The sequence below is a fragment of the Oleiphilus sp. HI0125 genome (genome assembly GCF_001635355.1).
On record NZ_LWGF01001088.1, the window covers coordinates 1 to 26,237 of the forward strand.

The 26,237-nt window shown below is 43.3% G+C and carries 29 protein-coding genes and 1 tRNA gene; 12 read left to right on the forward strand and 18 right to left on the reverse strand.

The window, feature by feature from the left end; translation table 11 throughout:
* Positions 1–189: hypothetical protein (locus tag A3762_RS28465; RefSeq protein ID WP_231878860.1), on the forward strand; the 189-nt coding region annotated here is incomplete at its 5' end.
* On the opposite strand, the gene A3762_RS18585 is transcribed toward A3762_RS28465, so the two are convergent.
* Entirely contained in the window at positions 136–741 is a 606-nt protein-coding gene (locus tag A3762_RS18585) for an AAA family ATPase (RefSeq protein ID WP_068756691.1), read from the reverse strand. The two genes, A3762_RS28465 and A3762_RS18585, sit on opposite strands and share 54 nt — an antisense overlap.
* Before the next feature lie 12 nt (positions 742–753).
* Positions 754–999, reverse strand: coding sequence for a helix-turn-helix domain-containing protein (locus A3762_RS28915; protein ID WP_156493582.1), 246 nt, complete (start codon positions 997–999; stop codon positions 754–756).
* A gap of 165 nt (positions 1,000–1,164) precedes the next feature.
* On the opposite strand from A3762_RS28915, the gene A3762_RS18590 reads away from it, so the two are divergent.
* Complete coding sequence (locus tag A3762_RS18590; protein ID WP_068757082.1) at positions 1,165–2,151, forward strand: hypothetical protein; 987 nt, start codon at positions 1,165–1,167, stop codon at positions 2,149–2,151.
* Positions 2,152–2,207: 56 nt separating this feature from the next.
* The gene (locus tag A3762_RS18595) at positions 2,208–3,968 is read left to right on the forward strand and encodes a hypothetical protein (protein WP_068757084.1); all 1,761 of its coding nucleotides are present in this window, start codon (positions 2,208–2,210) and stop codon (positions 3,966–3,968) included.
* A 275-nt stretch (positions 3,969–4,243) separates the two neighbouring features.
* On the opposite strand, the gene A3762_RS18600 is transcribed toward A3762_RS18595, so the two are convergent.
* The 6 genes from A3762_RS18600 to A3762_RS18625 all read right to left on the reverse strand — a co-directional run bounded on the left by A3762_RS18600 (position 4,244) and on the right by A3762_RS18625 (position 10,124).
* Positions 4,244–4,320 (reverse strand) — tRNA-Ile (locus A3762_RS18600).
* 111 nt (positions 4,321–4,431) lie between these two features.
* Positions 4,432–6,246, reverse strand: coding sequence for an RNA polymerase sigma factor RpoD (gene rpoD / locus A3762_RS18605; RefSeq protein WP_068474067.1), 1,815 nt, complete (start codon positions 6,244–6,246; stop codon positions 4,432–4,434).
* 114 nt (positions 6,247–6,360) lie between these two features.
* Positions 6,361–8,076 (reverse strand): DNA primase, encoded by a 1,716-nt coding sequence (dnaG, locus tag A3762_RS18610; protein ID WP_068757085.1) that lies wholly within the window; start codon positions 8,074–8,076, stop codon positions 6,361–6,363.
* A 62-nt stretch (positions 8,077–8,138) separates the two neighbouring features.
* On the reverse strand, positions 8,139–8,594 hold the full coding sequence (locus A3762_RS18615) for a GatB/YqeY domain-containing protein (protein ID WP_068474061.1): 456 nt from the start codon (positions 8,592–8,594) through the stop codon (positions 8,139–8,141).
* A gap of 15 nt (positions 8,595–8,609) precedes the next feature.
* Entirely contained in the window at positions 8,610–8,825 is a 216-nt protein-coding gene (rpsU, locus tag A3762_RS18620) for a 30S ribosomal protein S21 (protein ID WP_068451124.1), read from the reverse strand.
* 144 nt (positions 8,826–8,969) lie between these two features.
* The gene (locus A3762_RS18625) at positions 8,970–10,124 is read right to left on the reverse strand and encodes a GNAT family N-acetyltransferase (protein WP_068757087.1); all 1,155 of its coding nucleotides are present in this window, start codon (positions 10,122–10,124) and stop codon (positions 8,970–8,972) included.
* An 81-nt stretch (positions 10,125–10,205) separates the two neighbouring features.
* On the opposite strand from A3762_RS18625, the gene A3762_RS18630 reads away from it, so the two are divergent.
* A complete protein-coding gene (locus tag A3762_RS18630) occupies positions 10,206–10,550 on the forward strand; it encodes a HopJ type III effector protein (protein ID WP_068474055.1) in 345 nt (114 codons plus the stop codon).
* Here A3762_RS18630 and A3762_RS18635 read toward each other — a convergent pair.
* A complete protein-coding gene (locus A3762_RS18635; protein WP_197469385.1) occupies positions 10,547–11,599 on the reverse strand; it encodes a GGDEF domain-containing protein in 1,053 nt (350 codons plus the stop codon). The genes A3762_RS18630 and A3762_RS18635 overlap by 4 nt on opposite strands.
* Positions 11,600–11,771: 172 nt before the next feature.
* Complete coding sequence (locus A3762_RS18640) at positions 11,772–13,691, reverse strand: ATP-binding cassette domain-containing protein (RefSeq protein ID WP_082869237.1); 1,920 nt, start codon at positions 13,689–13,691, stop codon at positions 11,772–11,774.
* Between the two features lie 79 nt (positions 13,692–13,770).
* Between A3762_RS18640 and A3762_RS18645 the strand changes: the two genes are divergently transcribed.
* The 3 genes from A3762_RS18645 to queE are packed head-to-tail and all read left to right on the forward strand — an operon-like array spanning position 13,771 to position 15,447.
* Positions 13,771–14,232, forward strand: coding sequence for a DUF2390 domain-containing protein (locus tag A3762_RS18645; RefSeq protein WP_068483426.1), 462 nt, complete (start codon positions 13,771–13,773; stop codon positions 14,230–14,232).
* Positions 14,229–14,759 carry a DUF4124 domain-containing protein gene (locus tag A3762_RS18650; RefSeq protein WP_068474608.1) on the forward strand — a complete coding sequence of 177 codons (531 nt, stop codon included), beginning with the start codon at positions 14,229–14,231 and terminating at the stop codon, positions 14,757–14,759. The genes A3762_RS18645 and A3762_RS18650 overlap by 4 nt, the downstream gene beginning before the upstream one ends.
* A gap of 40 nt (positions 14,760–14,799) precedes the next feature.
* Positions 14,800–15,447: a 7-carboxy-7-deazaguanine synthase gene (gene queE, locus A3762_RS18655; protein WP_068483430.1), complete on the forward strand. Its 648-nt coding sequence runs from the start codon at positions 14,800–14,802 to the stop codon at positions 15,445–15,447.
* Here queE and A3762_RS18660 read toward each other — a convergent pair.
* On the reverse strand, positions 15,444–15,989 hold the full coding sequence (locus tag A3762_RS18660) for a DUF924 family protein (protein ID WP_068757091.1): 546 nt from the start codon (positions 15,987–15,989) through the stop codon (positions 15,444–15,446). The two genes, queE and A3762_RS18660, sit on opposite strands and share 4 nt — an antisense overlap.
* Positions 15,990–16,021: 32 nt before the next feature.
* Positions 16,022–16,618, reverse strand: a complete 597-nt coding sequence (locus tag A3762_RS18665) for a DNA-3-methyladenine glycosylase I (RefSeq protein WP_068757094.1) — start codon at positions 16,616–16,618, stop codon at positions 16,022–16,024.
* Positions 16,619–16,670: 52 nt separating this feature from the next.
* On the opposite strand from A3762_RS18665, the gene yfbR reads away from it, so the two are divergent.
* Together yfbR and A3762_RS26630 are read left to right on the forward strand one after the other, a co-directional pair.
* A complete protein-coding gene (yfbR, locus tag A3762_RS18670; protein ID WP_068480578.1) occupies positions 16,671–17,255 on the forward strand; it encodes a 5'-deoxynucleotidase in 585 nt (194 codons plus the stop codon).
* A 122-nt stretch (positions 17,256–17,377) separates the two neighbouring features.
* Positions 17,378–17,524, forward strand: a complete 147-nt coding sequence (locus A3762_RS26630) for a hypothetical protein (RefSeq protein ID WP_156493583.1) — start codon at positions 17,378–17,380, stop codon at positions 17,522–17,524.
* Between the two features lie 9 nt (positions 17,525–17,533).
* On the opposite strand, the gene A3762_RS18675 is transcribed toward A3762_RS26630, so the two are convergent.
* The 3 genes from A3762_RS18675 to A3762_RS18685 are packed head-to-tail and all read right to left on the reverse strand — an operon-like array spanning position 17,534 to position 19,997.
* Complete coding sequence (locus A3762_RS18675) at positions 17,534–18,643, reverse strand: YafY family protein (protein WP_068757096.1); 1,110 nt, start codon at positions 18,641–18,643, stop codon at positions 17,534–17,536.
* A 46-nt stretch (positions 18,644–18,689) separates the two neighbouring features.
* The gene (gene ylqF, locus A3762_RS18680; protein WP_068757098.1) at positions 18,690–19,625 is read right to left on the reverse strand and encodes a ribosome biogenesis GTPase YlqF; all 936 of its coding nucleotides are present in this window, start codon (positions 19,623–19,625) and stop codon (positions 18,690–18,692) included.
* 15 nt (positions 19,626–19,640) lie between these two features.
* Positions 19,641–19,997 (reverse strand): YbaN family protein, encoded by a 357-nt coding sequence (locus A3762_RS18685; protein WP_197469386.1) that lies wholly within the window; start codon positions 19,995–19,997, stop codon positions 19,641–19,643.
* A gap of 207 nt (positions 19,998–20,204) precedes the next feature.
* Between A3762_RS18685 and A3762_RS18690 the strand changes: the two genes are divergently transcribed.
* On the forward strand, positions 20,205–20,696 hold the full coding sequence (locus A3762_RS18690) for a peptidylprolyl isomerase (RefSeq protein WP_068480409.1): 492 nt from the start codon (positions 20,205–20,207) through the stop codon (positions 20,694–20,696).
* 119 nt (positions 20,697–20,815) lie between these two features.
* A complete protein-coding gene (locus A3762_RS18695) occupies positions 20,816–21,520 on the forward strand; it encodes an FKBP-type peptidyl-prolyl cis-trans isomerase (RefSeq protein ID WP_068483446.1) in 705 nt (234 codons plus the stop codon).
* 73 nt (positions 21,521–21,593) lie between these two features.
* Here the strand turns inward: A3762_RS18695 and hisI are convergent, their stop codons facing one another.
* Positions 21,594–22,001 (reverse strand): phosphoribosyl-AMP cyclohydrolase, encoded by a 408-nt coding sequence (gene hisI, locus A3762_RS18700; RefSeq protein WP_068482893.1) that lies wholly within the window; start codon positions 21,999–22,001, stop codon positions 21,594–21,596.
* Positions 22,002–22,371: 370 nt separating this feature from the next.
* Here hisI and A3762_RS18705 point away from each other — a divergent pair, with 370 nt between their 5' ends.
* Entirely contained in the window at positions 22,372–22,974 is a 603-nt protein-coding gene (locus A3762_RS18705) for a Yip1 family protein (RefSeq protein ID WP_068483464.1), read from the forward strand.
* 29 nt (positions 22,975–23,003) lie between these two features.
* Here A3762_RS18705 and A3762_RS18710 read toward each other — a convergent pair whose 3' ends face one another.
* Together A3762_RS18710 and A3762_RS18715 are read right to left on the reverse strand one after the other, a co-directional pair.
* Positions 23,004–23,816 carry an ion transporter gene (locus tag A3762_RS18710; RefSeq protein WP_068757100.1) on the reverse strand — a complete coding sequence of 271 codons (813 nt, stop codon included), beginning with the start codon at positions 23,814–23,816 and terminating at the stop codon, positions 23,004–23,006.
* Between the two features lie 302 nt (positions 23,817–24,118).
* Positions 24,119–26,035: a VacB/RNase II family 3'-5' exoribonuclease gene (locus A3762_RS18715; protein WP_068483452.1), complete on the reverse strand. Its 1,917-nt coding sequence runs from the start codon at positions 26,033–26,035 to the stop codon at positions 24,119–24,121.
* Between the last annotated feature and the right edge of the window lie 202 nt (positions 26,036–26,237).

The window sequence follows — 26,237 nt, forward strand, 5'->3', positions numbered from 1 at the left end:
GAAGCGATCACCTCAAATCTTCTTGATTCCATTACACTTGTTTATTTATATAGTTTTTCAGTTAATTATCTGATGGCTTTATTGTTAGGTCACAGCAACTATTTTAAGGCTTTCGCATCACTAAATGTCAGCCCCCTACATGAAGCGGGCATTGAGCATGAAGGGGATTTGATGTCGGCTAATGTCTAAGCGCGTACTGTAAAATGCTTCTTCAATGGTTTCATATAAGGCTTGTTCGTTGCCGATTTCTATAACCGTTTGGAGGGCAGCAGCAAGGTCATGCCCATCGTCAGATAAGATGGTTGTGCGGCTTCCAAGGTAAGATTGCCGTCCTGGCGCAGCACTGTCAGTTCGAAAGTGGTCATAGAAGTGCCAGTGATCAATTTTATCGCGAAGTTGGATGATTTCGGGAGCGCGTTGCGGGTCTGAGCTGTGCGAAAAACTCGTTTCGTAGTGTGGAATATGTGTACTAAGAGTATCCCAAGACCGTCCCGATCTAGATTTCAATATCGGCCCATCACGATCGATCAGCACGCGAGCAGGGTAGTAGCGTTCTCCCGCCCATATGCATTCTTTTTTGATTTCGGGATCGAGAGCAAATGCGGAGCGAGATCGTGTCGGTAAGAAGAGAGATATCGCGTAACTAAAATCATCGCCGGCAAAACCTAAGCGAAGACGCGTGCGTTTTGATTTGGGCCTGCCTTGTACTTCTTGCTTGCCACTTTTCATTTGCCAAGTCATGATATGACTGCTTCACGGATTTACGTTGTTTGTGGTAGCGTTCCGCTTGCGAAACAGCCAGCTCCTCAACGTACGCTCGTAATCATCTAACTTACTTGGACTTTTACGGGCTGGATACTTGGAATCAAGTTCTTCGTTGTTGATGTATTTACGCACAGTACTGCGCGAAACTCCGATTCGGCGAGAGATCTCTCGGAAGGGTAAGCCTTCACGGGAGTGTCGCTGTCGAATTACACTTATTAGTGCCACGTTTATCACTCCTAAATCTCCTGCTCAATGGAAGCAGGAATAGGTTTGCACGTGGGTCAAAATTCGATGCAAATATAGGGGGTTAGGGGGTTGATGGGCCAGTTTTGGGTGCAAATCAACACGCTAACTTTGATACCATCTAAAATTTAGAAACTCAATTTGTTAAGGGAAGTTATGAAACTAATCCACGGTTCACTGCTCGCTGGCACAGTACTAAGTACTACCGGATGTATGCAGGCAATGGTCAACTATCAGATGGACCAAGTTAATCAGCAAATTATCATGGAGTCCGGGGCATCAGTCGGCCAACACGCCAACCTAAGTGACCCTAAGTATGTACAGCTAGCTCAAATCTTCGATGAGTACCACAACGTCTACGTCACTAGAAACCTTGATTTCTATAACCTAACTGGTTGGCAATTATGTGACGATACGCGAGAGACCTACAACTCTTACGCTGAGTTTCAGGAAGCAATACAAAAGAGACTGGCTGCATCTGAAGTAAAAAACACAGAGAAAAAAGAAGAGTCAGGTTCATTATTAGCGCAAATGGAAAGTGATGACACGTCAAACGCTGCCGAAGGCTTGGATTACACAAAGTACCTTAGCGATGACCATACCCTCACCTACGCCCCTGCGGGTGATGACTGCGATAGTCCATCGAATCGAGTAGTCAAAAAAACCTCTAGCTTGGCCACTACTATGGAAATCGACCTTGGCAACGGCACCAAAACCGAGTCAAGCTCTAAAGTAGATAATCAATCTACCATGGTGATGGACCTAGCTGACGACTACTCCATCTCTCTCACCAAGACTATCATGGATGTCGAGTACATGAACGACCCTAAATGGGAGTATATGGTTATGAGTACAGGCTCGCCAAATGGGGACAGCAACAAGGCCTATAGCACTTACCTCATCAGCGAATCTCAAGATATGCCGGGTATTATCGATACCGTCGAAACCACCTATTTCCCAGACGGCCGTATTAAACACGTTACTTACAAAGGTAATCGCATTCAAAGCATTACCCGCATAAAAGACTTCAAACGGCACGGTTTACAGGAATACCGCACCAAGTCCCTGGCTTCTATTATGGGTGCAGAAACCTGTTATGACCAAGGTGTAAAAGTCATTTCAGAAAGCTGCGAAACCTTCTAAGTTTTAATCTGCCTTCAGCCGCGATCACGCTGCTGTATTATTTTGGACAAAGAATCATGAAGAATCTTGCCTCTGTGGTGCTATCTGTCACATTGCTCTCCTGTGCCTCGATGCCCAGCGTCAATGAACACGGACAGCCCTATACGGTGCTGCCAAACGAAAGAGGGATCGCTGTATGTGTCGAGGGCGACTGTGAAAACGGTTATGGTAAGATGCGCGCTCCTGACCAATTAGAGATCGAAGGCCGTTGGAAAGATGGCGCTGTGGTTGATGGCTACTATCAAGTTTCCTTTGACGGAAAAACTGTTAAAACCTATTACGATAGAGACGTCCCAAGTGAGGGGTTGTTAGTTTTCGGGTATGAACATGACCGTGATTATTTCATCGGTCAGTTAACGCGAATTAAATACCCTTTCCGTGATCTGGATGTCAATTATCCAAGTAAAGGTATTTACCATCATAAAAATGGCGCAGAGTTCGAAGGCACCTTTATATTTTTGCCTTCCATGGGCGGGCCCGAGGGTAACTATAATTCAAACCGATATATATTCCGCAAACACCCTGATACGACAGGCGTGTCCTACCTCGACAATCGTTTTTATCAGGTCCATTTGCTGGGAAACCTAGTGTTCATTGGTGAAATTCGCTACAAAGGTCAGAGCGAATATGGCGTCTACGCCCATGAAAATTATCGAATCGGCACCAAGATTAAACTAGTAGAGGTGAAGGATGGCGATATCTTAACCTCCTTCCAGCAGCAATATCAGGATGACCTCAATTACCTAGCAGAGCTCAAGCTTCGTGAACGCGAGCGCGAAAAAGAATCCGCTTGGGATATCAACTGGGGCATGGTTGCAGCGCTAGGAGCTGGTGTTGCAATGGCCGATAGCTCAAGCCTTAGCGGCAATGCAAAAGCTGAATTCCTTACCGCCTATTCCAAAGACATCATCAGCGGTAGCACCGATAACCTCACTAATCTACGATCAAAATACCATGGCAGTAAAACCACCGACGAAATCTTCGCAGAAAGCCGTGAACAGATTAACCGTATTGCCGAAATGAAGAAGCGCGAGCAAGCAGAGTATAAACAGCATCAAGCTATCCAAGAGCAGAGCAACAATCCTTCTTCTGCTAAAACTGCCGCAATCAAATACAATGCACCAAGTACGGGCGTAAGCAGCTCATCGAATCGTGCTAATACCGCCCACCAGCAGCCAACGAAGAAATCGGTAGCTGGCACAACTTATGTGAAGATGAACAACCAGTGGCAAAAGATTGATTCCCAAAACCGCTCAAGCGCTCAAGATAGCCAGACCAATAGTCAAAGCTATCAAGGTGGGCATGGCACCAATAATCGCCCATCACAACAACAAGTGGCTAGCGAGACCCAGTCTTCCTCTGCCACCACTTCCAAGCCACAAAAGCCCAACAAGCCACAATGTATGCCTGAGGACGAGCATGGCGTACGAATACCTGCCGCCGGCATTCCTAAAAACAAGTGGTGCTACATCTATACTCTGCAACGACCCCTAAGCTGGACCGATACTGATATTAATAATTCGCCGTTGGGCTTATTTGGGTACGAATCCGGCAGCCCAGAAGGAGCTAGAAACCAGGTAGAACTATCAATGGCGACCAAAGCGAAGGAAATCTGTAAAGCTGAAGGCTACGACGGCATTTATGATAATGATTACCGCTTTGGTGAACTCATACACTGGTCTGAAGTTGATTGTGAAGAAAAAGTACGGTTGGGTTCGACGTTCTACTTTTGCCGAGGCGATGCCACTTATCGTTGCGGCGCTAAGCGTCAGAAGTAAACACAAAAGCCTTCTTTGCTGCATCGCACTCGCCAATAAAACCGTTTGAACTGCATGGGGCATACTGGCTACGGGTGAGCCATATAAGGTTAGTCCTATCATGCATTAGTTTGAGGGTTCATGCACCCAAAATGCATAACAAAGCTACCATAGGGACACTTTTTGCTACGTTCCGCTTTGGCATATGGCCAAATTTGTTAACCTAGAAGACCATAAAGTGGCCAGATGGCCAACATATGGTTCCCACACCAGAAGGGATAAAATTCAAGCAAAAATGGTGGGCCTTCCCAGACTTGAACTGGGGACCTACCGATTATGAGTCGGGTGCTCTAACCAACTGAGCTAAAGGCCCATTCTTGCTTTGCTCTTTCGAAAATGAGCGAAGGGGGATCTCTTCATCTAAGAGAGCCTTAAATGAAGAAGGGGCGCATTATAATGCGCCCCTTTAAACTTTGCTAGACGATTATTCGTCTAAGAAGCTGCGTAAATGATCAGAGCGCGTTGGGTGGCGTAATTTACGCAACGCTTTGGCTTCTATCTGACGAATACGCTCACGCGTTACATCAAACTGCTTACCAACTTCTTCCAAAGTGTGGTCCGTATTCATTTCAATACCAAAACGCATACGAAGTACTTTCGCTTCACGAGCAGTCAAACCAGAAAGAACACTACGTGTTGCTTCTTTAAGACCTTCACCTGTTGCTGTATCCACTGGAGATTCAGCCATAGTATCTTCGATAAAATCACCAAGATGCGAATCTTCATCGTCACCGATTGGTGTTTCCATAGAGATTGGCTCCTTAGCGATCTTCAGTACTTTACGTACCTTCTCTTCCGGCATATCCATGCGTTCACCAAGCTCTTCAGGCGTTGGTTCACGACCCATTTCTTGCAACATCTGACGAGAAATACGATTCAACTTGTTGATCGTTTCGATCATGTGCACTGGAATACGGATTGTACGCGCTTGGTCTGCAATAGAACGCGTAATCGCCTGACGAATCCACCAAGTTGCGTAAGTAGAAAACTTATAACCGCGACGATACTCAAACTTATCTACGGCTTTCATCAAACCAATGTTGCCTTCCTGAATCAGATCAAGGAACTGCAAACCACGGTTGGTGTATTTTTTCGCAATCGAGATAACAAGACGCAAGTTCGCCTCGACCATTTCTTTCTTGGCACGACGCGCCTTCGCTTCACCGATTGAAATACGACGGTTCACGTCTTTCAACTGCGCGACCGTCAATCCAACTTCTTCTGCAATAAATGCAATCTTACGTTGCGAACGTACGATTTCATCTTTGTACAAATCAAGTTTGGCAGAAGCGGCATGCTTCTCTTCGAGAAGTTCGTTCACCCAGTTTAAATTCGCTTCATTACCAGGGAAACGTTTAATGAACTCTTTGCGATCCATGCCGCACTCGCGAGAGCAAATCGACAAGACATTACGCTCATTCACACGAACCACATCGTTCGCTGAACGAACAGAAGCTACCAAGTAATCGAACTGTTTAGCATTCAGCTTAAGAGGTGCAAACAGCTCACCTAACTCGTTAAGCTCTTTGATTGTTTCTTTGCTTGCACGGCCATGCTTCTCTTCAGTACGAAGCGCTTTGTCTAACTGAACACGGATCGCTTCAAAACGCTCTCGCGCTTCTTCTGGATCTGGACCGTTATCTGTTTCTTCCTCTTCATCGTCCGAATCATCAGAATTTTCTTTCGCTTCGGTAGGATTTACAGGAACAGGAATATTCGCTTCCGCTTCTGGATCAAGATAGCCAGTTAATACATCTGTAAGACGACCTTCGTCTTCTACGATTTGATCATACAAAGCGACAATAGAAGCAACCGAACCGGGGAAATGCGCAAGTGATGCCATCACATCACGTAAGCCTTCTTCAATACGTTTCGCGATACGAATTTCGCCGTCACGCGTAAGAAGTTCTACAGTACCCATTTCACGCATGTACATGCGAACAGGGTCAGTGGTTCGTCCAGCTTCTGTTTCTACTGCTGCAAGTGCTGCGGCGGCTTCCGCGGCAGCTACTTCATCAGTAGAGTCGCCGTCGGACATAAGAAGAGAGTCGGAATCTGGCGCTGTTTCTACTACCTGAATCCCCATGTCATTGATCATGCGGATAATGTCTTCAACCTGATCCGGATCAGCAATATCTTCAGGTAAGTGGTCGTTTACTTCAGAGTAAGTCAAATACCCTTGCTCTTTACCGCGAGCAATCAGTACTTTTAAACGCGACTGTTGTGAATCTGTTGGCATGTTCACCCTATTGTCTGGTGGCCGATTAAAAAATAGTCGGCCATTATACGGAATAATTAATCACCCACAAAGGAAAAGTGCGATCATAAACACAGAAATCAAGCTTATTAACAATTAAAGATGCTCAGATATTCGAGTGGTTACTGCTTGAGCTTGGCTGCGCTCTTCGTCGGTTAGTTGATCGGGTGATGTTATAAGCTTAGCTGCTCGCAGCGCATCAACACGTTTTTTTTGTTCGATTGCGCGTTTTATTATGAAATCTAATTCTTCAATCGCGATATCAGGCTCTGGAATCGCTTCAATCCCCGAAAACAAATCAAAAAATCGCTCGCGATAACCTTGCTGATCAACGGCAAGTTGATACATCAAATCTTGCTGCGACATGATCTTAAACTTGGTTATGAACCCAACAAACATCGCCGCTGTTTCAGACTGGAAGGTAATGTCTAAATCATTGAGTGCCTGATGTCTTTCTGGAGCGAAGTATAGTCCTAAACAAATCGCGATATCTTTAGTACGAATTACACGAATCTCGGAGCTCTCACGTGTCACTTGACGCCCCGGCTCAGAAAACTTCTTACGCGGACTAGTTAGCTCTTTAAGACGGTCCCACAAGCCCGACTTTAATGCACTCTTAGGTAAATCATTTAAGATCTCTTGCACTCTGCTACGAAGAACGCCCCGATCTTCTGGCAAATCAAGATTTAAGCCCTGCGTGTGAACCTGAAAAAAGAACTCAGAAAGCGGTAAAGCTCGCTCGATACGTTTCTCAAAATTATCCGCACCCTCTTCGCGAATTAAGGTGTCAGGATCTTCTCCCTGAGGGAGAATTAAAAAGCTAAATTGCATACCGTTTTCATACATCGGCAGCAAATTATCCATCGCCTTTTGAGCAGCTCTCATACCCGCAGCATCACCATCAAAACAGAAAATCAGTTTTTTGCAGCGACGTAATAGCTGACCTAAGTTTTCTGCGTTAGTCGCAGTTCCCAAAGTTGCTACAGCATAATCAATCCCGTGCTGAGCAAGAGAAACCACATCCATGTAACCCTCAACAACAAGAAGCTTTTCAATACTTCTAAGGGCTCTAGATGCTTCGAACAGCCCATAAATCTCGTTACTTTTGTGAAAAACACGAGACTCGGGAGAGTTGATGTACTTTGCTTTATCGTCGCCTAAGGTTCTTCCACCAAAACCAACAGTCTTGCCACGCATGTTCCGAATAGGAAACATCAAACGGTTCTGAAACAGATCAAAAGGTCGCTCATACTTTTGCGAGACCAATTTCATTTCAACGAGCTTAGCAAGCTGCCGGTCTCCCGCCTGACCTCCAACAAAATCTCGTTCAGCTGGCGCATAACCGATACCAAAACGCTCAATCACCTCATCACTTAAACCGCGCATTTTTATATAACGCTGTGCGACATCTTTACTGGTATGATTAGCGAGAGCTTCTCTATAACGCCTATCTACGGCATCTAAAGCTTCAAAATATGGCTTCGTTTCGTCATATGCTTGCTGCAGACGCTGGTCTCGCGGCACTTCAACACCCGCGATCTTGGCAAGTTCTTCTACTGCTTCAACAAAATTGAGATTGTCATACTCTCGCAAGAATGAGATCGCATCACCGCTCGCACCACAACCAAAGCAATGATAGAAATTCTTCTGCGCATTGACGTTAAAAGAGGGAGTATTTTCGTTATGGAATGGGCAGCAGGCTTTGTAGCTAGTTCCAGCTTTCTTTAGCTTGATTCTTGAAGAAACAACATCAACAAGCGGCACTCGCTCGCGCAGTTCTTCAATAAAGCTTTGAGGAATTTGACCTGCCATAGATTATTCCGCCGATAGAGAAACTTTAAGTAGAGGCACTTAAAAAATGTAGCGGTAGCAGATTAACTTGATAGACGTTTTTTTACTAGACCACTCACTGCGCCAACGTCTGCTCGACCTTGTAGCTGTGGTTTGAGAATAGCCATAACCTTGCCCATGTCACGAACTGACTCTGCGCCAGATTCGCTAACAGCATCTTCGAGTAACGAATTAATTTCGTCTTCGGATAATGCTTTAGGAAGAAAGGTTTGAATCACTTCAATTTCCTTTGCTTCCACGTCGGCAAGGTCATCACGACCAGCATCTGTGTATTGTGTAAACGAGTCTTTTCGCTGCTTTAGCATTTTATCTAATACAGCTAAGCAACGTGCGTCATCCAATTCGATACGCTCGTCGACTTCTATACGCTTGAACTCAGCAAGGATAAGACGAATAGTTGCTAGGCGCTCTTTTTCTTTAGCGCGCATAGCGTCTTTCATTGCTGAGCTAATGCTGGCCTTCAGCCCATTTTGGGACATAAGCGTTTACTGATCTTAGTAAAGACGCTCGAAACGACGCTGTTCACGCTGAACTTTCTTAGCGTGACGCTTAACCGCTGCAGCTGCTTTACGCTTACGAACAGTTGTTGGCTTCTCGTAGTGCTCGCGACGACGAACTTCAGACAATACACCAGCTTTTTCGCAAGAGCGCTTAAAGCGACGAAGAGCGATATCAAATGGCTCGTTTTCTTTAACTTTTACAGAAGGCATTCAAATTACCATTAATACGTTTAAAAATTCGTTCTAACTGCTTAAAACCACCGTTAAGAGGTTTTTAACGCAGTTTGTTTAGGGGCGCGAATTCTAATGTTATTTTTTAACCAAGTAAAGCCTTTTCATAAATGTGCTTAAAATTCAGCTATGGCTTACATTTTTGTAGGGCAGCCAACGTTTCGCATCCTCATTAAACTGCTCAATATGCTCTCGCTCCTCATCTAAGAATCGATCAATTGCGCCGCGAAATTCAGGGTGCTGTATATAGTGCAAAGAATGCGTCGTCACCGGCTCAAATCCGCGCAGTAATTTATGTTCACCTTGAGCTCCTGCATCAAAACGCTTCAAACCATGTTCAATACAGTACTCAATACCTGCGTAATAACACACTTCAAAATGCAGCAAAGGAATGCCTTTTAATGCTCCCCAATAACGCCCATATAGGCTCGATTCACCTTTAATAAACAGCGCGCTAGCGATCACTCTTTCGTCAGCGTCAAACGCAAACAAAAGCAAACAGTGTTCTGGCATTGAACGGAATAAGCGTTCAAAGAACACTCTATTCAAGTATGGCGCTTGACCTCTGACATGGTAAGTACTCTGATAACAGGCCACGAAGTCTTCAAACTGACCTTCACTCAGAGCGTTCGCCTCAATCCATTGGTAGTGAATACCTTGATCAGATAACTGGCGACGCTCTTTACGAATATTCTTCCGTTTGCGCGAACTTAAACAATCTAAGAAATCCTCAAAGTTTTGATAGCCTTTATTAAACCAATGGTATTGCACCCCCTTTCGATGCCCCCAAAGTTCTGAAGCATGTTCAGAGTGGTTCGCATCTGGAAACAATATGTGCGCAGAGCTAAAGTCATGATCAAGGCAGTGCTTTTCTATGGTTTGAGAATATAGAGACTCCAGCTCGGCCCATTTGATTGCGGTAGCGTCAAACAAAATACGTGCAGAGACAGAAGGCGTAAAAGGGATACTCGCCAGCAACTTCGGGTAATAGTTATAACCATGGCGCGCATAGGCATCTGCCCATGCCCAATCAAACACATACTCCCCGTAGGAATGACGCTTTTTATAGACCGGGGAAAATGCAAGCAAACGGCCACCTTTCGTCCACACCGAAAAATGATAAGGCTCCCAGCCAGTTTTCGCGCACACACACTCAGACAATTCCAATGCCTTTAAAAAGGCATAGCGCATAAAAGGCTGATCAGGATCAGATAAGCTATCAAACTCTTGTTCGTTAATATCACTCAATTGAGTTGGGAATTTAATCCGTATATCCATGTCGTCTTTTACGCCACTTACTGTTTAGATTTGCACACTTTTGATAAGCTCCACGCCCATTCAATATGGAGACATCAAAACATGACAGAACAAGAGTTTTTAGCACAATTGCGCCAATCACCTGAGTCCATTGACTTTAAAACAAGTATTGCGGTGATTGAAGAAAATTACGCATTCACACCTATTGCATTTAAGGTAGGAAACCAAGAAAACAAGCTAGGCGAAAATCAGGGCTCTTGTAAGTTATTGGCATACGCGCAACGCCAGAATCTGGATGCACAGCTCGCGCTGCATTTGTTTGGAGACTTCTACAGAAAAGACGTGCTCGAAAACCCAGAAGGGACTGATCACCAAAATATTCGAAACTTTATCGAATTTGGCTGGGAAGGCGTAGCGTTCGAAGGCGAAAGCTTAAGCGCCGCTTAAGACGCTTTTTTGATAATAGGGCGAGTACAGTTTCGCCCTTCTTCTTTTGCTTCGTACAAACTGATATCTGCCGCTTTAAGAAGCCCAGAAAAGCCTGACGAGAACTTAGTTGAAGCTAAACCACAGCTAATCGAAACCTTCACGCGACGCGAAGAATACATAAATCGCTCTTGCTCAATAGATTCACGAATCCGTTCGATCAATTGATACGCTTGTTCAATACTCGTATTCGGCAGTAAAACAATAAACTCTTCTCCGCCCCACCGCGCGACGCTATCACTTCCTCGAACTGTGGCTTGCAATTTTTCTGCTAGCTGCACCAGTACTTGGTCGCCAATATCATGGCCAAAGCGATCGTTTATCTTTTTGAAGTAATCAACGTCACAGATAACGATACTAAATTCCTGCCCTTCTCGTTGAGAACGAATCAGTTCGTTATCGATACGTTCAGAAACGCCACGACGATTCAGCAATCCTGTCAGTTCGTCTGTTCTCGCTAGATCCTCTAAAGCTTTACTCACCTTCGAATGCGCTAAAGCAGCTGACACTCTAGCCCTCTCCATGGTGTACGCCATGATCGTGACAAACATCATTGAGCCAATGAAACGCATCTTCGTATTACTGTTGTATACCAACTCTAGGCCGAACATACCTGGCAGAAATAGGATAAACACCGATGCTGTTAAAATAGCGGCAAGCACTAATGTCCCAACATGCATCCCCATAATTGAGAACACGAGAAGTGGATAGGCATAGAGCCAGTAGATACCGGTTCCGCCTTCTCCACCAGAGATAAGTAGATAGAAATAAAAAAAGGTATAGGATGTTGCTAGAAAATTACGATGAAAGCGCCAGCGTCCAAAGAACTTATAGGCAAAGAAACTAGAAAGCACTAAACCCGAAAAACCAATAAGACTTAAGCCGTATGTTTCGTGCCCTGTTAAATATGATTTCGTGCCGAAAATCATTAACAGCGGAACAGTTAAATAGCAAAGCAAATCTACGACCAGTTTGGCCGACACTAAACCGCTATGTTCCTGCTTTGTCATAGGCAAGGCACTTATCATTCAATACATCCTGAATACATTTGAAAGCATCGCTCTGCAAGTGGGTATTTTTGCTCGAGGTTTTGCTCATTAACTTATTGAGTATGTCAGCGTACTGAATCTTCTCAATGCGAGTTTTGTTAACGCAATGCAAATTCTTATAAAATTAATGTTGCTAATTTCGGTTTTCTAACTCTTCGATCTGTTCTTGTAGATCAAACCATTGCAGTTCAATTTCTTCTACTTCAGTGCTTAGATCGCCACGCTTTTCAAGCAAGGCTTTTAATCGCTGCTTGTTTTCATCATCGTAAATAGAAGGAGATGCCAACTCATTCTCAATGGCCGACAACTCACTTTGTAGCGTTTCTAAGCTTGCATCTAGTTTGGCCAACTGTTTCTTCAAGGGACTTAACTTTTTGCGCGCTTCGGCTTCTTGGCGCTTTCGCTCTTTACGCTGTTCACTGGTCTCACCAGCAGATTCATTGAGCGTATTCGACTCAGAATTATCGGGCTCTTGAAGCTGTCGATGAAATCCCTCTAACCAACGCTCATAGTCTTGCAAATCGCCTTCAAAGGTATCGACTTTACCTTCAGCGACCAACCAATAATCATCGACTGTATTCTTTAACAAATGACGATCGTGAGACACCACCACGATGGCGCCCGAGAACTCTTGTAGTGCCAGCGTTAAAGCGTGGCGCATCTCTAAATCCAAATGGTTAGTTGGCTCATCTAAAAGCAGTAGATTAGGTTTTTGCCAGGCAATGATTGCAAGCGCCAATCGCGCCTTTTCTCCGCCGGAGAATTTCTCAATAGTGCCGGTCGCATCATCACCTCGAAAATTAAAGCCTCCTAAAAAATTACGAATGCTTTGTTCCGTTGCCGATGGCGTGAGTCTTTGTAGATGCAAAATTGGACTCGCATTCATATCAAGCGCTTCCAGCTGATGCTGAGCAAAGTAACCAATGTGTAAATGCTCTCCGTGCGTTCGCTCGCCTCGTAACAAGGTTTGTTGATCAACCAATGATTTAATTAGAGTCGACTTACCTGCCCCGTTTGGCCCTAACAGACCAATGCGTTGGCCCGGCAATATTGCACATGAGAAGTCATGGATAATGCTTGTATCCTGATAGCCCAGATCTACATGAGACAAATTCAACAAAGGGCTAGACGTTTTATCTGATTCAGAAAAGCTAAAACTAAATGGTGAATCAACGTGTGCAGGCGCGATGAGTTCCATTCGTTCAAGCTCTTTCAAACGACTTTGGGCTTGCTTGGCTTTTGTCGCTTTAGCTCTAAAGCGACTTACAAATGACTGAATCTCAGAAATACGCTGCTGTTGCTTGGCATATTGTGACTGCTGTAGCGCTAGCTTCTCGGCTCTTAGTCGCTCGAAGTCTGAATAAGTACCGGTATATTGATGTAACTGACGATGCTCAAAGTGCAAGATACTCGTTGCTACTGCATCGATGAAATCCCTATCGTGCGAGATAAATAGAAGTGTGCCTTGATAGCGCTTCAGCCATTGCTCGAGCCAAAGCATGGCGTCAAGATCCAAGTGGTTAGTTGGTTCATCTAACAACAGTAAATCGGATGGGCACATTAGTGCTTGTGCCAAATTCAGTCGAATACGCCAACCACCAGAGAAGCTTGCAACGGGCGAATATAACTCGCTTTCTGAAAATCCTAATCCGTGTAAGAGTTTTTTGGCATCAACGGGTATTTGATAGGCATTGATCGATTCGAGTTCACCATGGATGTTAGCAATAACATGATTGTCTTCTTGCTCTTGCGCGAGCTCCAGGCGTTCTTGCAAGCGGCGAAAAACATGGTGTCCATCCATGACATAGTCAAGCGCCGAACGCTCGGAACTTTCGACTTCTTGCGCCATATGCGCAATGCGACAATTACCGGGTAAATGGTAAGCACCTGCATCCGTCGACAATTCACCCAACAGAAGTTTGAATAAACTCGTTTTACCCGCGCCATTCGCCCCAACAATCGCAACGCGTTGTCCATCCGCTATGTTGGCGTCTGCGTTTTCAAGCAGCGGCTCAGGGCCTCGACGCAGTGTCATTTCAGTAATCTTAAGCATGAATCATCACTTCAGGTAGAACTCGCCGCGCAAGGTAGCGGATAATAGCGCGTACATCAACGCATTGACGCTCTAGATTATGAACAAAGATAATAATGCTGAACACTTCTGGCAGTTTTCAATAATGCTTTGGAAGCAAGAAGACATTAAGAACATACTAATGCACGCTCAAGATCATAAGGATCTGGATATCAATTTATGTCTGTTTGCACTTTGGTCATCAAAACAGAAAAAAAGATTGGGATCTCAAGCAGAGCAAATTCTTAAAATTCAACAAGATTACTATTTCGATTTAATTAAGCCTACGCGGCAGCTCCGTCAACGGGCTAATCACTATGGCAACTCATCTTTAAAACAGCACTATCTCGATGCGGAGCTTGCAGCAGAAAAAGCCTACCAAGGCCAGTTATGTCAGCTCAGATTAGAGATTGCGCCAGAATCCGAAGAATTAACAGCTACACTTAAGGAGAATTTGAGACTAGGTAGCCGCGTTAACTGGTCAGAGCCTTCTTTGAAAAAGATGTTGGAGACTATTCTGTGAAATGGGTGTATCGCTTGTTTTCTGTCATTATTTTAGTGGGTGCACTAAGTTTACCGTTTTATGCAGACTATCAAGCCGGTGGTGACTTTCTCAATATTAAAGAAATGCCAGACAAACTAATAAGCGCCATTACACCTAGCTCTGGTGGCATCTACACAGATGAACCTAAAGAGTCTCAGGTGAACAATGCTTCCGAGACAAAGAGCTCTCTAGAATATTATCGTTGGCAAGACGAACATGGGCAGTGGCATTTCAGTGATGAAAAACCATCCAATCAAAAGAATGTACAAAGTGCGCAACTGAAACCCGAAGCACTCCAAACGATCTCAGGTATGGATCCAAGTCTGATCAATAAAACCTATCAAAACGACTCTTCAAACCTTAATACATCCCCCACCTTATCTACGTCTGAAAGTATGACGCAACCAACACTCGAAAATATGACTGAAGTAATGCAGAATGCGCGCGACGCAGCGCAGCTCATGAACGAACGTAATCGAGCATTGCATCAGCTCGTCACCGATTAATTACATCAGGGTTCGGAACGTGGCGTATAGAGTTAAAGAGATGTTTTATAGTTTACAGGGTGAAGGCGCACGCGCAGGACGTGCTGCAGTGTTCTGTCGCTTCAGTAAATGTAATCTCTGGAATGGACGAGAAGATTCAAGAGCCGATGCCATCTGCGATTTTTGCGATACGGACATTGTTGGTACTGATGGCCAAAATGGTGGCACATTCGCTAATGAAGAAGAGTTGAGTAAGGCCATTTACGAGATGTGGCCAAGCGCAGATCAGAACGGCCGCTCAGAGCCCTACGTGATTTTTACGGGTGGAGAGCCTCTATTACAATTAGATAAAGCCTTGATTGATAAAATGCATTCACTTGGCTTTGAGGTTGCGATCGAAACAAACGGTACCTTAGAAGCGCCAGAAGGCATTGATTGGATTTGCATTAGCCCTAAAGCAGACGCAACACTAAAATTGACTCGAGCGAATGAACTAAAACTGGTATTCCCTCAGGAACTTGCCAAACCTGAACAGTTTGAAGCGTTTGATTGCGAGTATTTTTTCTTATCGCCTAAAGCAAATCCACTCGAACAAAGCAAGCAGGACTCAGTAAAGCAGTTTAACACTCAGCTCGCGCTAGATTATTGTCTCGCAAACCCTCAGTGGCGACTGACGCTGCAAACCCACAAAATTCTGAATATTGATTAAAACGAAGAGCCCGGCTGAGTTAAGAATTCAACCTCTTGCTCGGTAGAGTCGCGACCTAAAAGAGCATTTCGATGAGGGTATCGCCCAAAGCGCTCAATAATACGAAAATGACGTTTCTCAAAGTCTAAATTGTTTTCTAAACCTTCTTGATCAAATACCTGCAAAGCCAGTTCATGATCGGTTTTTTCTTCACTATGCATCAAAGGCATATAGATAAACGCTCGCTGCGTCACGCTCAACTCTTTATCGCAACCTAGATTAATTGCTTCTTTAGAAAGTGTTACCGCCAAGGTATCACAAGAAAAACTATCTGCCTCATCGCGATAAATGTTACGGGTAAATTGATCAAGAATAATGATTTCAGCTAGACGCCCTTCTGCTGAATCACGCCAATGGGCAAGCTCGCCGTTTTTAGCCTCAATATGTAACTGACCGAAGCGTTTGTCGATATCCTCATCGAGCTTGGCGTCTTTGATCCAATGATGATTTGGCTCCAACTCTTCAAACCAAAAGTGCAGTACGTTTTCAATATTCTTATCCATAACAAACTCCCATCCTTCGGCGCTTTAAACTGTTACATACTTTCTTGTCGGCATTCCTCCCAACACGGGCAAGCTTGAAGGTGATCATTGACCATGCCAACGGCTTGCATGAAAGCGTAGCAGATAGTCGGACCAACAAAGGTAAAACCTCTTTTTTTAAGCGCTTTTGACATAGCCTTTGATTCTTCTGTTTCAGCAGGCACCTCATCAAGACTATTAAATGTATTTTGTATTGGCGCACCACCCACAAATGCCCACAAGAATTCACTAAAACTTTGCTCTTCTTTTTCAAACTCTAGAAAGCCTTTAGCATTCTTGATGATCGACTCGACCTTCAGTTTGTTCCGAATGATTCCTGGATCATTAAGTAATGCATCACGTTTAGCTTGGTCATATTGGATAATCTTTTTCGCATCGAACCCATCATAGGCGGCTTCGTATGTCGCTTGCTTTTTCAGAATCATTATCCAACTTAGTCCTGCTTGCTGGCCATCTAAACAAAGCTTTTCAAACAAAGTTTGATCATCGTAAACTGGCCGTCCCCAGACGGTATCATGGTAGTGCTGGTAGATTGGGTCGTCTCCACACCAGCCGCATCGCTGCATTGTCTTGTGATCCTTTTTTGCCATGGTCAAACTCCACTTGTTATTGTAAATACTGTTTCAAAGAGCGAATAAAATTATGAGTCATTTTTTTGCATATATCAGCCGTCTTCGCTGGATCCAGCGTTGGAGTCTAATGCGCAATGCCATTCCCGAAGATGTTGCAACCCATTCTTGGGAAGTTGGCACACTGGCGCATGTCTTAGGCGTGATACATAACAACCAAAATCCTAACAATAAGATTGATGCTCATAAATTAGCGACTTGTGGTCTGTATCACGATGCCACTGAGGTCATCACGGGGGATATGCCAACACCGGTCAAATATCACAGTAAGGCCATGCGAAATGCATACAAAGGCGTGGAGCAACGCGCCGAAAAAGAACTGCTCAATCTATTACCAACAGAAATGCATGAAGCATTTAAAGGTGTATTAATAGAGCATGAATTACCCGAGGTATATCAACGTTTATTGAAAGCGGCCGATAGATTATCTGCCCTCTTAAAATGCCAAGCAGAATTGCGTGCTGGAAATAAAGAGTTTGAGCATGCAGCACAAGAAATACTCAAACGTTTGAACGAGGAACAACAGCCAGAAGTACTCTACTTCCTCGAAAACTTTGCACCGGCATATGCATTAAGTCTCGATCATTTACTGAAATAAAATTCTTTGAATATCAGCATTATTTAATTGTCCCTAGACATGGCGACATTTCCGGTCGTTTTAGGCGATATATTTACTCCTGTCGATAGGCAATACCGCCATCAATCATCAGGAGAAAAATTATGTTCCGTGTTAATGCATTTACTCAGAAAGGCACTAAATTCCGTTTCCGCGTTCAAGCTGACAACATTCACAGCGTGAGAGAAACCATCAATGAAATCTTCGAAGGGAAAGCCATGCGTTTAGTATTGGTCGAGCCAATCTCTTAAGCTGGTATGTTATGTATAGTGTTGTTGCATGGCGCTGAGGTAATCCGACAGCTCATTTCGTATGACCTGTGGAGCAGTAACCTTTGCCTGAGCGCCTAACGCTAGCAGCCAATTCCTCAATTGCACGGTGTGTTTTACCCTAGCGGATAAACGCCAATGCCCATCAGATATCTCGTTAAGACTTTGCGTTTCATTTAGAGGACTGTCTTGCAGATCACGCAACAAATGACTGCCTCTTTGCGTGTAGAGATCTACCTCTAAGTCATAGCTATTTGCGTCACGATCTACAAGAACATCAGTATTTCCTGCATCCAGATATTCTTTGAGTTTAAAGTCTTCTGGAACTGCATTTGAAAATCGCGAAACCTCTAAATCTTCAATACGGTGAATCAAAAAGGTTCGAAACTCTTCTAAATTTCCATCGCGCGCATCATCATCTTTGACGCCAACAAGATAGAGTTTGGGAAGCATGATAGTCACACCAAAAGGATGAACATCATATTCTTTTCGACCATTAGAGGTTTGATATGCAAACTTAACGCGCCGGCCATTTAAAATTGCCTGATAAATATTATCGAGCGTGTGCATATCAAAATCAGGTGTACGTAGGCTTTGACCACGCTGATAAAACTCAACAGCGTTACTCAAGCGAGTGTACTGTTTGTCATTCAGCTTTCTCTCGCTTTGTTTCATTTTATGCTCAGCATTAAAAAATAGCTGAGCAAGATCATTCTGAATTGCGCTAGGTAATACCTGATTCAAGTGTTTACGCGTCAGAGTTAGCGCGAGCGCCATAAACGATGGCATTTTTTCGAACTCGTAACTCACATCGTGATAGGGACTGACTTCCCAGAGTAATGTTTTACGTTGGCCTCGAATCGAGCGGAGATCAAAGTGATTGAAATAGCTATCATCTTCTTCGTCGTATTCGCCCAACAAAAATTTTAAATCTCTCTGAATTAAGCGCATCAAACTTTTCTCATCGCGCTCCTCTTCACCCACATAATCTCCATCGATCAAATGTTGAATAATTTGATCCGTACCCGCAGGTTCAAGATTGGCAGCATTACGCTGTTGGAGGTAACGTAAAATCTCCAAGCGTCGAAGAAAGGTTTCCATACTTAAATCTTATTACTCGTTTATTATTTTGATGATCTTGAGACAACTAAGAAGTGCGCTTCCCAGAACGATCTTCTTTCTCTTTCTTAGCGAGCTCTTCTTGCTCACGTTTTGCCTCAAGCATGGCCCGAAATTCAGCCATTTCGGCTTCCATCATTTTTGGCGTCTCCAAAGTGACGCGTCCTAGTTTGCCGCTCCGTAAGTCTTGTAAAAAAATCGTTGCTGCTTGGTGAACATCAACGACACCACCACTTTTTAGACAACCACGTTTTTTACCGATAAATTCAAGCAATTCATACTCGTCACTTCCAAATTCACTCAAACCATAGCGATCTTTTAAAGCATTTGGATAAAGCACTCTGAACTCTTTCAAACATTCCCATGCAACATCTTCATATTCCATCGCTGTATCTTTTACGGCGCCGGTGCTCGCCAAACGATACCCACACGTTGCGGGTTCAAGCTTTGGCCATAAAATACCGGGGGTATCAGACAGGGTAATGCCATTATCTAGCTTAATTTTTTGCTGTCTTTTCGTCACAGCAGGTTCGTTACCGACCTTGGCGATCGTTTTTCCCGCCAAGCTATTGATCAAGGTCGACTTCCCTACATTCGGGATACCCATGATCATCGCACTAATACCTTTATCGCTATCGACTTTATGAGGAGCGAGTTTGCGACAAAGGTTCGCGATCATCTTAATTTTGCCGTCAGCGGTGGCACTCAATGCCAAACTTTTTACCGCATTATCTTTTTCTAAATGCGCTTGCCAAGCTTCGGTGACTTTTGGGTCGGCAAGATCAGCCTTATTAAGAAGCTTAATCACTGGCTTCTCACCGCGCAGATTTCCAACCAAAGGGTTTGATGAACTAAACGGAATACGCGCATCAAGTAACTCAATGACGACATCAACGTCAGACATTACTTTTTTGATTTCCTTACGGGCTTTGTGCATATGGCCCGGGAACCAATTAATTGCCATTAGGCTGCCTTCTTATTAATCGTAAACAGGTTGTTTGAGAATATAGAGTGTGGTGCACACACCACAGACCGCGATGATAATACATACCCACCATATTGCCGCTATAAACATCGAGACAATCATGCTGATCCACATAATTGTTAGGATGCGCATGCGCAATTTTCTTTGAAAACCTTTTCCACTATGCCACGCATCAATTTGAGGCCCTAACTGGGGATGACTCAATAATGCATCATGAAAGCGTTCTGATGAACGCGCAAAACACCAAGCAGCAATAAGTAAAAATACAACGCCAGGCATCATTGGAACAAACAAGCCTATTATGCCTAAACCAACACAGATAAAGCCGACAGAAATTAAGGCCCATCGCACTATTATATTTTTCCGAACTTTATCCATTACTACAAACTACAATCATGTTGCTTCTCTTGAATCACAATAGTACCAAATACTCATCGTAGCGATACTAGTTCCAATGCCAGATATCACCTGATTTATTTCACTATTTTCGGATTTATTCGTACGACCTTAGGTGCTATCGCGACGAAACATTACAATATTGCAGACGGAGAAATTTATATGACAGTTTCAAAAAATATGGTTGTTCAGTTTCATTATCGTTTGAGCCACAACGGTGAGGAGCTTGAAAGTTCACATGGCGGCGATCCGATGGCTTATTTACATGGTCATGCGAATATTATTACGGGTCTCGAGTCAGAGATGGAAGGGAAAGACATGGGCGACATATTTTCCGCTGAAGTGCCTGCAGCAAAAGCATACGGCACACGCCATGAAAACGCAGTACAAAGAGTCCTTATTAAACATTTAATGGGAGACAAGAAACAGTTAGCGCGATTAAAACCGGGGATGACGGTTGGCATCAATACTGAACAAGGTGCTCGCCAGGCCACGGTTGTTAAAGCAGGCAAGTTCAATGTCGATGTTGATACGAACCACCCTCTCGCAGGCAAAGATCTGACGTTTGATATTGAAATCATTTCTATTAGAGAAGCTACAAAAGAAGAAATATCACATGGTCACGCGCATGGTGTAGGCGGCCATCACCATTAACAAGCCCTAATGTTGCGACTCTGGAAGATCCTCTGCAAAAGCCTTAAGGTTTTGGGTCTCAAAGAAAATGTCTGCCCGTCTACTGTTCAGGCTGACATCAAATGAATGGAAACAGAACTATGAACATAAAAAAAATCGCTTTGCCTTTACTAACTGCGAGTCTTATTGGAATGAGTCCAGTTACACTAGCTGAAGACGGCGCTGCTAAGTTTGAAAGTAAAGAAGCAAAAGTCAGTTATGCCTTTGGTGTGATGTTTGGTCAGCGCATGCGCAACGAACTCAAAGATATCGATTTAGATCAGTTCGCAAATGGTCTGAAAAGTGCGTTTAACGATGAACCTCAATTGCTTACTGATGACGAGATAGCTCAAACCTTGAGTGAATATCAGCGTGAGATGCAAGAAAAGCAAATTGCTGAACTACAAAAACTTAGTGAAGCGAATAAAATTGTTGGCGAAGAGTTCTTGAGCGCAAACAAAGATAAAGAAGGCGTAGTGACGCTAGAAAGCGGTTTGCAGTACAAAGTTCTTACTGAAGGCAAAGGCCCTCAACCTGCAGCAACAGATACTGTAACAGTGCATTACACCGGCAGCCTTATTAGTGGCGAAGTATTTGATAGCTCTGTTAGTCGAGGTGAACCAGCAACATTCCCGTTAAATGGCGTGATCGCAGGTTGGACCGAAGCGCTTCAACTAATGCCTACAGGATCAAAGTGGCAATTGTATATTCCTGCTGATCTAGCATATGGTCCACAAGGTAATCGCTCAATCGGACCTAATGAGACTTTACTATTTGAAGTTGAGTTGATTGAAATAGCGAAATAAGCACACGCTTATAAATATAAAAGGCGACTCATTAGGTCGCCTTTTTACTATCTGAACTAAGCCAAATCTGGTGCTAAAACTCAGTATTAATCTCAACTTCTTTTTCGCCAAATTTCAGATAAAAACACGATTTTCGGTGGGTATGACACGCCGCTCCTGTTTGATCAATCATTGCTAGCAAAACATCACCATCACAATCGGTGCGCAATTCTTTTAATTGCTGAGCATGACCAGAACTCTCCCCTTTTCGCCAAAGACTTTTGCGCGACCTAGACCAGTAACACATCCGTCCAGTAGCGATAGTTTCTTCTAGCGCATCGCGATTCATCCAAGCAAACATCAAAATCGACTTAGTCTCAGCATCTTGCGCAATTACCGGAATCAACCCTTGCTCATCAAAGGTTAATTCCTCAATGACGGTCGCGATAGGGAATGTTGTTCCCTCTTCTTGCGCTTCAATCTCTTTAAACCATGCTTTCATATTTGTCGTTCGCTGCTTCGAGGCTATAGAGCATATGAAAGAGTTGCTCACATGCTCTGAAATTTAGTAAGTATATTAAAGTTGGCGAATGCTAGATGACACATCAATAAAAAGCAATGTCTGCACTTCTTCAAGAAAAAGTCTCATCTGTAGCAACAAAGCAGGCTTTTCAGGCGAGCCTAGAAGAGATCAAAAATAAACAAACAAAGAGTGCGACCGCCAAAACTGATTCAAATTTGAGCAATAAGTGCAGAATTTAGTCAAATATTTGTGTATTTTTTAGACAATTCGCTTTTTTGCTACTTGACGAACTCTAGTGATGGGTCGAGACTTATTGACGCAGCCAAAAAAAATAATCAACGGAGGCGCTATGAGCATATTGCATACTTTCGGTATCTTGACTCACCCTGACAGAGAATGGCAAACGATTCGCGAAGAGCATGAATCGGCCCCTAAGCTTTTTCTCACACACATCATTCTTCTCGCACTTATCCCCGCAGCAGCAGCGTATTACGGGACAACTCACGTTGGTTGGCAAATCGGCGATGGCGATATTATTAAGCTGACAAATTCTAGCGCCGCACAACTCTGCATTCTGTTTTACGCAGCAATGCTAAGCGGCATATACATTATTGGTAAATTCATTGATTTTTTTGCGGCGACATATGGCGTAGAAGCATCTGAACACAACGGTATTATTCTCGCCGCTTATACCGCAACGCCTTTATTCCTAATAGGCGCTATCGCGATATATCCAGTGCTCTGGGTAAACATGATGGCCGGAGTGGTCGCAGTATGTTGGTCGGTCTATCTCCTTTATGAAGGATTACCAATCCTAATGAAGATTCCAGAAGATAGAGGGTTTATGTTTGCCTCCTCTATCTTAACAGTGGGATTAGTGATGCTAGTCGGCTTGTTTGCCATTAGCGTCATTATCTGGAGCGTTGGAGTTGGTCCAGAATATATAAGTTAACACCCTTAACTCATTACAAGAACGCTCGCTTATTCGCGAGCGTTTTTTCTTAGTTCTTCTTTTAAACTCTGAATTTCTTTATACAAAGCTTCAAGCGTCACTTCTTCCTTACCCTGCTCTTCATTTTTTTGCATTCGCATTTTGTGGTTTTCTTCTTCCATCACACTCACAACAATACCAATCACCATGTTTAAGAATGCAAATGCCGTAAAGAAAATAAAGGTTAGATAGAAGATCCAACTTAGAGGATAAACCTCCATCGTTTCATATTGAACATCAGTCCAATCCTCGAAGGTCATAACTCGGAATAAAGTCAGCATAGCAATGGCTATATTGCCCCAAAGCACCTCATTAATCTCACCGAACAAGTGGCTACCAATGGCTGCGTAGATATAAAAGATAATGAACATTAGCAGCATTACATAACCTAGCTGCGGCAATGCTTTAACTAGTGAGCTAATCAAAACGCGTAGTTCAGGAATCACAGACACCATTCGTAAAACCCTGAATACACGAACAAGCCTAGCTAGCAAAGCCATCTCGCTCTCATTGATAGGGATAAGACTGATCACTACGACAAGGGTATCAAAAACATTCCAACCATCTTTGAAAAACGCTTTTTTATTAGGTTCTGCAATAAAACGGATACTGATTTCTATCAGAAAGAAAATCGTTACAAACCAATCCAATATCTTTAAAAATGGAATAACATTTTCAGGGAGATGATAGGTTTTAGCGCCAATTTCTAGGGCTGAAACTAAGATAATCGCAATAACTACAAACTCAAAGATACGATTATTTTTTAATTTAAAGAAAGACTGTTGAATACCACCAGAGACCATATTTCTGCTCGTCCACATGAAATTTCTGGGCACGATACACGAATATAGGTAACAAGATAAAGAGGTTAGGAGAAGGGAAAGTATAGGGATGGGGGAGTAAACGGAAAAGCTGGCGATCCATGCCTGCTTATTACCATCCGTGTCTCATCCCTTAGCTACGGTCATCCTTGATTCCGTCAACATTTCCGTATGTTTATGCTGTCCCTATGAGCAAATAATAGATGAGGTAATTAGGGAAAAATATAGGAGATCTCTGAAACTTTGTAGGATATATCCTACAAAGTTTCAGAAAAACATCTGAATTAAGCTAGAGAAAATTGAATCTGCTTTTTAGACCAATCAACACGCTTCAATGAAACCTTTAGTTTTTGCGCTAAGGTAAATTCGCCTTTTGAAGTTTTCAATTGCATCAAATCTTGGTTAAAACTGCACTTGCCTTCAATATCCCGCGTCGCAATCACACCTTCAATGCCATTATCTAATACACGAACTTGCATACCAGTAGTAAATACACGAACAACTTCCGCATCAAACTCACCAGATTGACGCGTCATATATTCACACTTCAATGATTGCTCGATATCGAAAACAGATTTACGAATAGCGTCTTGCTTCTCTTCAATCGATTCAAGGTCTTTAGTAGTTAAGCTATCACCAACATTACTCTCAATTAGAGACGTTAATAAACGATGTAGTAAATAATCATTCGCTTTGCGCAGAGGTGAACTGATGGTCGTGTAAGCGTCAAAACCCAGAGCAAAATGAGGCGCTTTTTCAAGACTAAACCCGGTTCGATCCAACTGTCTCAGCATTAGTTGCCTTAAATACTCTCGCTCATCATCTGCTTGTAACGCTCGAAATATTGATACGAAACCATCTAAGTTTGCTAAACTGAATTCTTTTAATTCAGGAAGTTTTTCATTCAATACTGTACTAAGCGACTCTAAACGATCTGCACGAACGCCTGAATGACTGATGTACAAAGCAGATTTTGCGTTCTCTGCAAAATACTGAGCTGCACAGCGATTCACAGCTAACATACATTCTTCAACCCATGCATGAGCCGCAACACTTGTTCGTGGGTGAATTGCTTCAATTTTCTGGTCAGCGTTAAGCTCTATAAAAAAGTCAGAGCGACTAGGCTGGACATTCGCTGTGCTCTTACGTTTTTCTAGTAGAGCTTCGGCAAGACCTTTTAGCGCAATCACTTGTGGTCGAACATTCTCATTCACACCATCAAGTGCATCATCGCTCGCTTGCGTATACGATAGTTTTTGCGCCGAAGTAACACTACCAAGGCTAATTTTCTCTAGCGCAACATCACCATCTTTAGAAACTTGTATCGTGAAAACTTTCGCTAAACGCGTCTTTCCTTCTACTAATGAGGCTAAGTTCGCACTCACCTCTTCAGGTAACATTGAAACAACTTTATTAGGCGCATACAAAGAAGCGCCGCGTTGCAAAGCTTCTTTCTCTAAGACCGGAGCATGCTTAACTAAGGCTTCTGGATCAGCAATAGCAACGAGTAACTTCCAGCCATCGGAGTTTTCTTCAATGCAAAGCGCGTCATCCATGTCAGTCGTGCGTTCACCATCAATGGTAAAGAAAGCATGTTGACTAAAATCTTCTCTCTCAGCACATAACTTAGCGACCAAGTCTTCCGTCAATGTCTTTAAATCTTGCTCAGATTTTTCACTCCAAGCTTCTTTAATACCATGTTTTTTCAGACTGTAGGTCCACTCAATACCTGCATCTTTTTCATTACCAAGATTATCGAGTATGTGGGCTTGTGGCTTACCATTTTTAATTGGGTGTTGAACAAGCTTGCACTGAAGTAAGTCGCCAACTTTCGCTTTCCCGCGTTTATTTGGTGGAATAAAGATCCATCGACTTGTACCATCGAAATCCGCTTCTGCAAAATGTGCAGCGCCTTTAGACACGTATTTACCAAAGAATAATTTATTATTCGATTCGATCAGTCGTTCTACTTTTGCAAACGTTTTGTTCTTGTCGTCTTTTTTGATCTCTACTTCAATTCGATCGCCAGGTAAGACTTTTAGCATTTCATCCGGCGGTAAAAATACATCTCGGCCACTTTCAAGGCTAACAAAACCGAACTTCTGCCCTGTCCCTTTTACTCTGCCAAATTGCAAATCACGGCTAGCTTTAATATCACTTTTGAGCTGCTTTAATTGGTCCAAAGCATCTAATTTAAGCATTTCTTTACCTTTAAAAAGCCTCGGTAGGCTAAATCAAATTAACGTCAAAAATCCTGCGTGGAATCAATGAAGACTTCGCAGTTTCTCTTTTAACTTCGTCGAGACTCGCATTGTTAAAAGGGCATAAAATCGTCACCAAACCATGGGCGAGACAATCTATCACGCAAGCAAAAGGAATCAAATTTTTTAATGTATCTAATCT